Annotated in this window: 9 protein-coding genes; 4 read left to right on the top strand and 5 right to left on the bottom strand. The window is 60.4% G+C overall.

Translation table 11 applies throughout. The features are described from left to right. Window positions 1–81 precede the first annotated feature (81 nt). Window positions 82–2,019, bottom strand: coding sequence for a bifunctional 5-dehydro-2-deoxygluconokinase/5-dehydro-2-deoxyphosphogluconate aldolase (locus tag KGB23_RS29710; RefSeq protein WP_223433653.1), 1,938 nt, complete (start codon window positions 2,017–2,019; stop codon window positions 82–84). A 311-nt stretch (window positions 2,020–2,330) separates the two neighbouring features. Here KGB23_RS29710 and KGB23_RS29715 point away from each other — a divergent pair, with 311 nt between their 5' ends. Next, window positions 2,331–3,251, top strand: a complete 921-nt coding sequence (locus KGB23_RS29715) for a MurR/RpiR family transcriptional regulator (protein WP_046049576.1) — start codon at window positions 2,331–2,333, stop codon at window positions 3,249–3,251. 77 nt (window positions 3,252–3,328) lie between these two features. Beyond that, complete coding sequence (locus tag KGB23_RS29720) at window positions 3,329–3,940, top strand: glutathione S-transferase (RefSeq protein ID WP_223433654.1); 612 nt, start codon at window positions 3,329–3,331, stop codon at window positions 3,938–3,940. Between the two features lie 298 nt (window positions 3,941–4,238). On the opposite strand, the gene KGB23_RS29725 is transcribed toward KGB23_RS29720, so the two are convergent. Then, window positions 4,239–5,177 (bottom strand): hypothetical protein, encoded by a 939-nt coding sequence (locus KGB23_RS29725; RefSeq protein ID WP_223433655.1) that lies wholly within the window; start codon window positions 5,175–5,177, stop codon window positions 4,239–4,241. A 347-nt stretch (window positions 5,178–5,524) separates the two neighbouring features. Here KGB23_RS29725 and KGB23_RS29730 point away from each other — a divergent pair, with 347 nt between their 5' ends. After that, complete coding sequence (locus tag KGB23_RS29730; RefSeq protein ID WP_223433656.1) at window positions 5,525–6,208, top strand: response regulator transcription factor; 684 nt, start codon at window positions 5,525–5,527, stop codon at window positions 6,206–6,208. Continuing rightward, entirely contained in the window at window positions 6,186–7,580 is a 1,395-nt protein-coding gene (locus tag KGB23_RS29735; RefSeq protein ID WP_223433657.1) for a sensor histidine kinase, read from the top strand. The genes KGB23_RS29730 and KGB23_RS29735 overlap by 23 nt, the downstream gene beginning before the upstream one ends. A 24-nt stretch (window positions 7,581–7,604) precedes the next feature. Here the strand turns inward: KGB23_RS29735 and KGB23_RS29740 are convergent, their stop codons facing one another. From KGB23_RS29740 to KGB23_RS29750, 3 genes are read right to left on the bottom strand one after another with little or no spacing between them, the layout of a single operon-like run. Beyond that, window positions 7,605–8,360: a DUF2063 domain-containing protein gene (locus tag KGB23_RS29740; protein WP_223433658.1), complete on the bottom strand. Its 756-nt coding sequence runs from the start codon at window positions 8,358–8,360 to the stop codon at window positions 7,605–7,607. Continuing rightward, the gene (locus tag KGB23_RS29745; RefSeq protein WP_223433659.1) at window positions 8,353–9,192 is read right to left on the bottom strand and encodes a DUF692 domain-containing protein; all 840 of its coding nucleotides are present in this window, start codon (window positions 9,190–9,192) and stop codon (window positions 8,353–8,355) included. Before KGB23_RS29745 ends, KGB23_RS29740 begins: the two co-directional genes overlap by 8 nt. 28 nt (window positions 9,193–9,220) lie before the next feature. After that, window positions 9,221–10,555: an acetamidase/formamidase family protein gene (locus tag KGB23_RS29750; RefSeq protein WP_223433660.1), complete on the bottom strand. Its 1,335-nt coding sequence runs from the start codon at window positions 10,553–10,555 to the stop codon at window positions 9,221–9,223. Between the last annotated feature and the right edge of the window lie 223 nt (window positions 10,556–10,778).

Genomic DNA, 10,778 nt, shown 5'->3' on the forward strand with positions numbered 1-10,778 from the left:
GTGTATCAGGTGACATCAATGTTGAATGTGCCGCCGTCTTCGCGAGCAAGCCCGCTCCCACATTGGGTTTGCATCAACCCATCACGCACGGGCTGTGCGCCAGGCATCGATCAGTTCGACGAACGTGCCCTGCACCTGACGGATCAGCGCTTCATCGTCGATTTCACCGGCCATCCACGCGCGGCTCGGCTCCTGGAAAATCGTCCGACCGACTGCAAACCCACGGCAAGTCTGGCTCTGGCTGGCTTGTTGAAACCCTTCAGCCAGTGCCGCTGCCGGTGCATTCAGCCCCAGCAACACCACGCCTCGGCAGTACGGATCACGTTCCTGAATCAGCTCGTCGAGTTGCTTCCACTCCTCGGCACTCTGCGCTTCGATCTTCCACCACGCCGGGTAAATGCCCAGGTTGTAGAGGCGTTTCAGCGCGCGATACAGCACGTCCGGATGGGTCGACGGGTGATCCTTGGGCGGGATGATTTCCAGCAGCAGCTCATGACCGCTGACCTGGGACGCCTGGTACAAACCCTTGATCTGAGCTTCCTGTTCCAGACGCAGCAGCGGCTCGTCGTCGGGGTGGAATTGCACCAGGCACTTGATGATTTGTTCCTGTGGCCAGGCGATCAGGTTGCTGCCGATGGAACGCCCATGTTCGAAGGCCAGTGGCCGCGAACCCTGTACTTCCACCGGACGCGCCACCCACCAGCCGCGACCGGTGGCGGCGTTCAGCGAGTCCTGGCCGAAGCGTTGATCGGCCAGCAGCCCGACATCGGCCTCGATGCCCTGCTCGCGCAAATCGGCTTCGACCCGCTCCACAGCCTTGATAAACAGTTGCTTGAGTTCGCCGATGGCGTTCAGGTCGCGACCGCCCTTGTGGGCCAGTTCCACCAGTTGCCCGCGATGGTCGAAAGCAAAAATGAACAGCTGCTTCCACTGTTTGCGCGGCACGCTGACCTGATGCAGACGCTGCAACACCGCGTCCTGATCCGGCCGGGTAATCGGCACCGGGCTGTTAAATAGATAGTCGAGTTCAGCGCGGGTCGGCATGGCCGGGGCGCAGGCATGGCGCGATACCACCAGACCGCCGCAGGCATTGGCCAACTGGCAGCAGCGCTCGTCGCTCGCATCCTCCAGCCAGCCGCTCAAGAAACCGGACATGAACGCATCGCCGGCCCCCAGCACATTCAACACTTCCACCCGAACGCCGGGATAAATGGCGCCGTCTTCAAGACGTGCCGGGATCACCCCGTGAATCACCGTGCAGCCCTGCGGGCCGAGCTTGACCACCAGGGTCGCCGCGCTCAGGCGCCGCACATTGCGCAGCGCGGTGAGCAAATCCTCGGAGCCACCGGCAATCAGGAATTCTTCTTCCGTGCCGACGATCAGGTCGAAACGCGGGAGGATTTTCTGCACATGCTGGCTGACGTTCTGATCGGCGACGAAACGGGTTTCGCCGTCGGCCTTGCCGGCCAGGCCCCAGAGTACCGGGCGATAGTCGATATCCAGCACCCGTTTGACGTTGTGCTTCTCGGCGTAATCCAGCGCCTGGATGCTCGCCTTGTAGACGCCGTCGGTGGAGAAATGGGTGCCGGTGATCAGCAAGGCTTTACTGGAAGCGATGAAGGCTTCACTGATGTCTTCGGCCCGCAGCGCCATGTCGGCGCAGTTTTCGCGGTAGAAGACCAAAGGAAAGGTTTCGCGATCCTTGAGGCCCAGCAGGACCATGGCGGTCAGGCGCTCCGGATCGACCCTGATGCCGCTGACATCGCAACCTTCGCGGGCCAGGGATTCCACCAGGAAACGGCCCATGTGGTCGTCCCCTACCCGGCTCAGCATCGCCGATTTCAGGCCCAGCCGAGCCGTGCCGAAAGCGATATTGGCGGACGATCCGCCGAGGTATTTGGCGAAGCTTGAAACATCTTCCAACCGCGCCCCGACTTGCTGCGCATAAAGGTCGACGCCCAGGCGCCCCAGGCAAATCAGATCCAATTGACGCCCACTGGCAAAACGAGTCTGGCCCATGCTGGCTCCTGTTATTTTTATCAGCCTGCGTTCGGGGCGATGGCCGCGCCGAACACTCTTGGTGGATGCAGACTAAAACGTCCGGGACCGAATAATCAATAATTATTCTAAATATTTTTTACGTGGAATATTTTTTCCAATAAACTTTGGCACAGGCGTTCCAGAGGCAGTGCATCGTTTCAGCACCCTTCACACTGACCGCAAGCTCAAGATTTTATTCCGGCCTACCCTGTAGACTGCGCACAGCCAACCTATTGTCAGGGGATGACGCCATCTGTCCTCCCTATAAGAACAAGCCAGAAGGATTCCTTATGACCCGCACCGATCAGCCGGCGACGACCGAGAGCACGCCCGACAGCGATCTCGCCAGCCCCCCGATCAATGCCGAACGTCTGCTGCAGCTGATCACCAACGAATACGAAAGCCTGCCGCGCCAGCTCAAACGTATCGCCAGTTACATGAGCCAGCAGAGCGACCGGATCATGGTCGACCGCATCAGCGACATCGCCCGCGAGTGCGAAGTACACCCGTCGGCGATCGTGCGGTTTTCTCAGCGCTTCGGGTTCAGCGGCTTCAGCGAAATGCAGGCGCTGTTCCGCGAGGCCTACACCCACAAGACCACGCCGGTGCAGAACTACCAGCAGCGCATTCGCAGCATGATCGCCAACAAGTCGCAGAAGGCCAGCGGCGGCGATCTGGCGCGCGAGTGCATCGATGCGACCCTGTCGGGCATCGAACGGCTGGGGCTGGAACTCGATGACCAGGCCTTCGACAAGGCCGTCGACCTGGTGGTGAATGCCGACAACATCTACGTGGTCGGGGTGCGCCGTTCGTTCGCGGTGGCCGACTACCTGGTCTACAACCTGCAACACACCAACAAGCGCATCCATCTGGTTTCGGGGCTCGGCGGCAGCTACCGCGAGCAGATGCGCAGCGTGCGCGCCAATGACCTGGTGATCGCCATCAGCTTCACGCCCTACGGCAAGGAAACCCAGCACTGCCTGCGCATCGCCCAGCACCATCAGGCCAAAACCCTGATCATCACCGACAGCAACCTCTCGCCTCTGGCAAAACGCGCCAACACCGTGCTGCTGGTCAACGAAGGCAGTTCGTTTGCCTTCCGTTCGTTGAGTGCGACGCTGTGCCTGTGCCAGGCGCTGTTTATCGCCGTGGCGTATCGGCTGGAATTGAAGGTCGATGAGATTCACGAGCAGGTCGGCTTCGAAGATTAGCGCCCACGCCGTTTGCAGCTCGCTGAAGCTAAACTAAGGTTGTCCATCCCGAAATGGACATCTGAAGGAGCGGTTCAATGAAGCTGATCGGCATGCTGGATTCACCCTATGTGCGGCGCGTCGCCATCTCTGCCAAACGCCTTGGCATCCCGCTGGAACACCAGTCGGTTTCGGTGTTTCGGCATTTCGAGCAATTCCAGCAGATCAACCCGGTGGTCAAGGCGCCCACCCTGGTGCTCGACGACGGCGAGGTGCTGATCGACTCGACGCTGATCATCGATTATCTGGAAGCCTTGGCCGGTCCTGGCAACAGCCTGATGCCCAGCGATCTCGCTCAACGCCTGCGCTCATTGCGCCTGATCGGTCTGGGGCTGGCGGCGTGCGAAAAGTCCGTGCAGCTCTACTACGAACGCAACCTGCGGCCAGCGGAGATTCAGTTTGAACCGTGGGTGGAGCGGGTCGAAGGACAATTGGCGGCGGCGTATTCGGCGCTGGAACGGGAGCTGGAAATGCAGCCGCTGAAGACTGACGGGACGATTGCTCAAGACGGAATTACGTTGGCGGTGGCGTGGAGTTTCACCAATCTGGTGGTGCCGGATCAGGTGGATGTGAATCGGTTTCCACAGATCAGTGCGTTTACCGAATATGCCGAGGGGCTTGAGGTGTTTGTGAGTACACCGATCGAATAGATAGATTGAGAGCGCCTAATCTGGCCCCTTCGCGAGCAAGTCGAATCGTCGCACCGCCGCTCCCACAGGAGAACGCGGTCAACTGTGGGAGCGGGCTTGCTCGCGAAGAGGCAGTCACATTCAACATCTAGGTGGCTGCCAGTACGCTCACACAAAAACGCCGCTTCCACCAAAGGCAGAAGCGGCAGAGGCATTGCCCCAGCGTAAGTCAGTGCATGAACAGGGCGATCAGGATGATGATCGGGATCGGTACGCCGAGAAAGAACAGCAGTAGTGAGCGCATGGTAGTTCTCCTGGGTTAGCGAACAGGCAGTGAAGTGGTGGTCACGTAAGCGTCGGATTCCAGATACACCACGGCATCCCGACGACGGCCACCAAAGGTGGCAGCGAGGCTGGCGAAAAACGCACCGATCAGTAGCGCAATGAACATCCACAACGAAGCCCACGCAGCGACTTTGGCGGCGGTGTCGGCGGCTTGTTGGGCGGCGAGTTTGGCGTCGGCCACGGCTTTTTGCGTGCGGGCATACACTTCATCAACGCGACGTTCCGCGTCCGCTTGAGTGAGGTTGGTCCGTTGGGCAACCAGTTGCGCCAGGTAGATGCGGTCTTCGGCAGCCAGTTGACCGTCGTTGCTCAGGCTGCGCACGAAGATGCGCGTCACGGTGCCACGAACGGCGTCATCACTGACCGCCACCGGGCGGTCATCGCGGAACAGACTGTCGACGAAGTAACCGTACGGGTCACCGTCAGTGTTGCCGGCAGCCGCACCGGCAGCTTGAGTCGCGGCACTCGCGGCGCCGCCAACCACGCTCGCCCCGGCCTGCACGCCACCGCTGACAAGGCTGCCGACCGAGCCGACCACCAACGTCGCCGTCACCAGCGTCGCCACGCACCAGGCCAGGAAACCATGGGCGGTGTCACGGAAGTAAACCTCATCACCGTGCATGTACGCCCACTTCACCCGCAGACGACCGGCGATGTAACCGCCAAGCCCGGAAGCGACGATTTGCGTAACGGCCAGCCAGACAATCGTTGAAATGCCCAGGCCCTTGGCGCTCACCCCTTCATTGGCCCACGGCGATACCGCCGAAAAACCCAGGCCAAAGCCGAGCAGCACGAGAATCAACGACAACGCCGCCGCAGCAGCGGCCCCCGCGAAGATCGCTCCCCAGGACACACCAGAGAGCGTGCTCGTTTCTTCGAAGGCAGGATAGAAACCATCAGAGGATCTATTCATTGTTATATCGCTCCAGGCAGGAAGGATGGTGTTACAACTCTTCAACGGAGGAATTGCAGTCACCGTGCCAGTCACCAACTTTAAATAAGACTCTGGATTTCAATGATTTATAAAGTTTGAACTTCCAATGTCCATGCAATTTGCAAGGAACTGTCTGTAGCGGCGGGTTTTATGCATTGACCAGAAACGGTGTTTTAAATGGAAAGATCAAAAGATCGCAGCCTGCGGCAGCTCCTACATTTCGAACGCGATCTTTTCGTTGTACATGAAGTTTTATTTAGAAAGCCTGCCATCATTTCTTGGCAAAATGCCGCTCAACGTTGAGTACTCCTAACCAGGCCCGCCCTATGACCCGCATCTTGACCATCGAAGACGACGCCGTGACCGCCCGGGAAATCGTCGCCGAACTGAGCAGCCACGGCCTCGACGTGGATTGGGTCGACAACGGCCGCGAAGGTCTGGCGCGCGCGGTCAGCGGCAACTACGACCTGATCACCCTTGATCGCATGCTGCCCGAGCTCGATGGTCTGGCGATTGTCACCACGTTGCGGACCATGGGCGTGGCCACACCGATTCTGATGATCAGCGCCCTCTCCGACGTCGATGAGCGTGTGCGCGGCTTGCGCGCGGGCGGTGACGATTACCTGACCAAACCGTTCGCCACCGATGAAATGGCCGCCCGGGTCGAAGTCCTGCTGCGCCGGCAGAACACCGTGACCGCCCAGGCCACCACGTTGCGGGTGGCGGATCTGGAGCTGAACCTGATCAGCCATGAAGCCAGCCGCGACGGCCATTTGCTGACGCTGCTGCCCACCGAGTACAAGTTGCTGGAATTCCTGATGCGCAACACCGGGCAGATTCTGTCGCGGATGATGATTTTCGAAGAGGTCTGGGGTTACCACTTCGACCCCGGCACCAACCTGATCGACGTGCACATCGGCCGGCTGCGCAAAAAGATTGACCCGCCAGGCAATGTCCCACTGATTCGGACCGTGCGAGGCTCGGGTTATGTCATTGCTGAACCCCTCTAACGGCTGGCGTTCATCCAGCAGCCGTCTGCTGGCGCTCTACAGTTCGCTGTTCGTGCTCTGGAGCGGGATTCTCATGGGGGTCATGTACTACGAGGTTTCCGCTTACCTGGACAACCTGGCCAAACACTCGCTGATGCAACGCCAGCATTTGTTTTCGCACTTTCAGGGCGAACAATTGACGGACGCCCTCGCCGTCAGCATGACCTTCGACATTCGCGGCATCGACGCTTATGGCCTGTTCGATACTCAGCACCGCTACCTCAGCGGAGCGCTGCGTCACATGCCCGAAGGCCTGCCGCTGGATGGCAAGATTCACATGCTTGGCGACTGCGCCGATTCTGACGACCCAAGCCTGCCCGCCGACAGTTGCGACGCGGTAGCGACCCAGACAAAGGACGGTCGCTGGCTCGTGCTGGTGCGGGATAATGGTTCGTTGTTTGCCGTGACCCGGATCATTCTTCACGCATTGTTATGGGGTGTGACACTGACCATCTTGCCCGGTATCGCTGGTTGGCACCTGTTGCGACGGCGTCCGTTGCGGCGGATTCGTGCGATTCAGGCCAGCGCCGAGGCCATCGTCGCCGGCGACCTGACCCGTCGCCTGCCATTGTCCAATCGCCGCGATGAGCTGGACATGCTCGCCGCCATCGTCAACGCCATGCTCGAACGTATTGAACGCTTGATGAACGAGGTGAAAGGCGTCTGCGACAACATCGCCCACGACCTGCGCACGCCGTTGACGCGCCTGCGGGCGCAGCTGTACCGGATTCAGCAACAGGCTGATGAGGGTTCGACGCTGGCGGTGCAACTGGACTCAGTGCTCGGTGAAGCGGACACCTTGATGGCGCGCTTTCGAGGGTTGTTGCGGATTTCCGAGCTGGAAGATCGTCAGCGCCGCTCGGGTTTTGTGCAGCTGGATCCGGTGCCGTTGCTGCAAGAGCTGCACGACTTTTATCTGCCGTTGGCGGAAGAAGGCGAACTGGTGTTCAAGCTGCAACTGCCTGACGTCTTGCCGCCACTGAATGGCGACCGCGCGTTGCTATTCGAAGCGGTGGCGAACCTGCTGAGCAACTCGATCAAGTTCACGCCGCCGGATGGCGAGGTGATTTTGCGTGGGATCAATGAAGGGGGACATACGCGGATTGAAGTGCTCGATTCGGGGTCCGGGATTCCGGAGGCAGAGCGGGAGGCAGTGTTCCAGCGCTTTTATCGTGCCGATGGTGGTAATCAGAAAAGCGGGTTCGGGTTGGGGCTGTCGATCGTTGCGGCGATTGTGGGCTTGCATGGGTTTACGCTTGAAGTCGGTACTAGTGAACTCGGCGGTGCGCGGTTAGTACTGGATTGCCAGCAAAGCTTGATTCCCCCCGCTTGATCGTTCCCACGCGCGAGGGAACGATCATGCCAAGCCCACCACCCCCTCTTCATGCATCTGCCGCAACAACACCGCCCCACTTTCCATAAACTCCGGCGACCCAGCCATCCCGGCCTCCACCGCCAATCCTTCCAGTTGCTCACGCCCGTCCAGTTGGGGAAATTCCTCAATCCGCTGCAACAACCGCCAGGCCAACGGGCTCAGTGCGGAAAACTTCACACTCCAGTCCTCAGCCCGACGCACCAGCAGCAATGTCGGCTGAGCCGGCGCTGTCTCCGGTTGATAATCCGGCCCCACCAACTGCACCGGCCAGGCATACGCCAACGGCCAGGCCAGCGGCGAAACCTGCAACGGTCGGTCGAGCAACAACCCGGCATCGCTCAGCGGCAACGGTTCAGCCTCGGACTGCTGCAACGCCATCTCGATCCACTCGTAATGCGCCAGCTCCACCATGAACGGCGGCCACGACCCTTCGGTCAACGCTTGCGGTTCCGAGGCCAGGAACTCGACAAACTCCTTGGCGATCTCGCCGAATTTCGGCGTGTGCGCGCGGTAGTCGCGCAGGAAAATCCGTACCAGTGAACGCCAGTGTTCATCGCCGAGAATCTTGATCAGCACCGGAAAAGTCCCGCTGAGCAATGACGACAGGTTCGCGAAAATCAGGTCGCGGTAAACCTGCGCCCGTGTCACGTCCATCCCGGCCGGTGGCGCGCAATGATCGGGATCGCGCAGGTAAAGGCCCAGGGTGTTTTGCTGCTGAAACAGACTCGGCTTATCCACGGTTCACCCCCTCGGTTTGCAGGCGGCGAATGGTCTGCAATTCGGCCACCAGTTCGGAAAATGCCGGAAAGTTGAAATCCCGTTCCAGCAGTGTTGGCTGCGCGCCGAATCGAGCGTAAGCCTCAGCCAGCAACGACCAGACCACCGGTTTGACCGAAGCGCCGTGGGTGTCGATTTTCAAGGTATCGGACTCATCGAAATGCCCGGCTACGTGCATGGCCACCACCCGGCCCGAATCGATGCTGGCCAGAAAGGTCTGCGGATCGAAACCGTGATTGATCGAGTTGACGTAGACGTTGTTGACGTCCAGCAGCAGGTCGCAATCGGCTTCGCGCAGCACCGCGTTGGTGAAGGTCACCTCGTCCATGTCTTGCTGTGGCGCGGCGTAGTAGGAGACGTTTTCCACCGCCAGGCGCCGACCGAGAATGTCCTGGGCCTGGCGAATTCGTGCGGCGACGTGATGCACCGCATCTTCGGTAAAGGGCAGCGGCAGAAGGTCGTAAAGGTGACCGTCATCGCTGCAGTAGCTCAAGTGTTCGCTGTACAGCGGCACCTTGTAGTGATCGAGGAAAACCCGGACTTCTTGCAGAAACCCGACGTCCAGCGGGGCCGGGCCGCCCAAAGACAGGGACAAGCCATGACAGGACAACGGATAACGCTCGGCCAGGGCACGCAAAGCATGGCCATGAGCGCCGCCGATGCCGATCCAGTTCTCCGGCGCGACTTCCAGAAAATCGAAATCGCCCACGCGGGCGGCTTGAAGGTCTTTCATTAAACCGCGACGCAAACCGAGCCCGACGGTCGCCTTCGCTGATGTGATGGGGGTGTGCATGATGTCGATCTCAATGATTGTCAGCGCGTTACGCCAGGTCGTACTTCTCGCGCACCAGATGGCCAATGCCGATGCGATCCAGCACGGTCATCGGGCACAGGAACGTCACGCGGATGGTGCCCGGCAAGCGGCTGATGTCGATCGAACCGGTGATGGTCGCGCGGTTGAGTACTTCGTCGTACGGCAGACCGGTGACCGAGGCGGCGCGTTTCAAGCCGTTCTCTACCGCGACGTTGAGGTTCTCGCCGCTGCCGATAAAGGTGATCGGCCCGCTCTGCTCGATCTCGTGCTGACCCCAGCGCTCGCCCAGTTCGCGGACTTTCTGCCGCTGCTGGGCATTCATCGGCCGGGCCATGGGCGGCAAGTCGTCAAGGTTTTGCAGCAGAATCGGCCCTTCCAGCGTCAGGTGCTTCACCACTTCCACCACCACTTCGGTTTCCCCGGAGCAATCGGTGGCATGCCCGGCGATCTCGCCGTTGCCCTGCTGGGCGTGCATGTCGCCCATGTACACGCCGGCGCCTGGCACCTTGACCGGGCAGATCAACACGCAGCCCTCGCGGATCGAGTTGGTGTCCATGTGACCGTCAGTCTTGGCCGCGTGCAGTTCTTCGCGGGTCATGCCAAAGCGGTGCGGCGCGCCGATCAGGTATTGGCCGAAATCGGCGCAGTTATGGGAGTCGGGCAAATCACGCGACGGTGTGGTGCCGATGTTGCCGAGGAACGGCCGCATGTGCGCCGCGACGCCGGGGATGTCGGCGCGCGCCAGGGACAGGATCGAATGTTGCGCGGCGAATTCCGGCAGCGCCGACATCTCGGCTGCGTTACCGGCCAGTTGATTGGCGACGTCCTGATTGACGGTCAGGCTGACCTGGTTCTGCGCATCGAACACGATCACGTAGCCGTGGCTGAAACGGAATGCACTGACTTCGGCGCCACAGGTGTTACAGCGAATCGCGTCTTCGCCGATGCCTTCGACATGGCTGGCCGGGTGTTCGGTGCCGCACTTGGCGCAGAATTTGGAGACGAACGGATCGCCGTGGTAGCGACCTTCAACGAATTTCATCACCCCGGACGAGGTGGCAAGTGAGGTGACGCGCATGCTTTTGATCTTGATCGCCACCGCGTCGCCGATTTCCGCACCGGCGATGGCCACCGGTTGCGTCACTTCGTGGCCACCCTCGAAGGCCGGCGTGATCATCGGCCCCCAGCAGCCCGGCGGTGTACCGGTGATCAGGGTGCCGCCGTCGGCCAGTGGCCCGAGCATCGGCTGGCTTGGGCCGATGATGCCGCTGGTGTATTGGTCGACGCGCAGGCGATTGACGGGGGTGGGTTTCAGGTCGGTTTCAGGCAGGAGCGTGGTCATTGTTGTCCCCTTCACGGTGTATAGGGTGCCAAATGGCCTACGCAGTTCATCGCAGGTTTGTATCTCGCCTGTGTTCGGCAGTGGCCCTGAGTTAGCGGGCTGTGTATCGGGAGGCCAGTTAGATACAGTGAAATACACGCCACAAATCCCTTGTGGGAGCGGGCTTGCTCGCGAAGGCGGTGTGTCAGGCAACATCATTGTCGACTGGAGGTCCGCCTTCGCG

It is taken from the genome of Pseudomonas sp. GL-B-26, from assembly GCF_019947405.1.
Lineage (GTDB): Bacteria > Pseudomonadota > Gammaproteobacteria > Pseudomonadales > Pseudomonadaceae > Aquipseudomonas.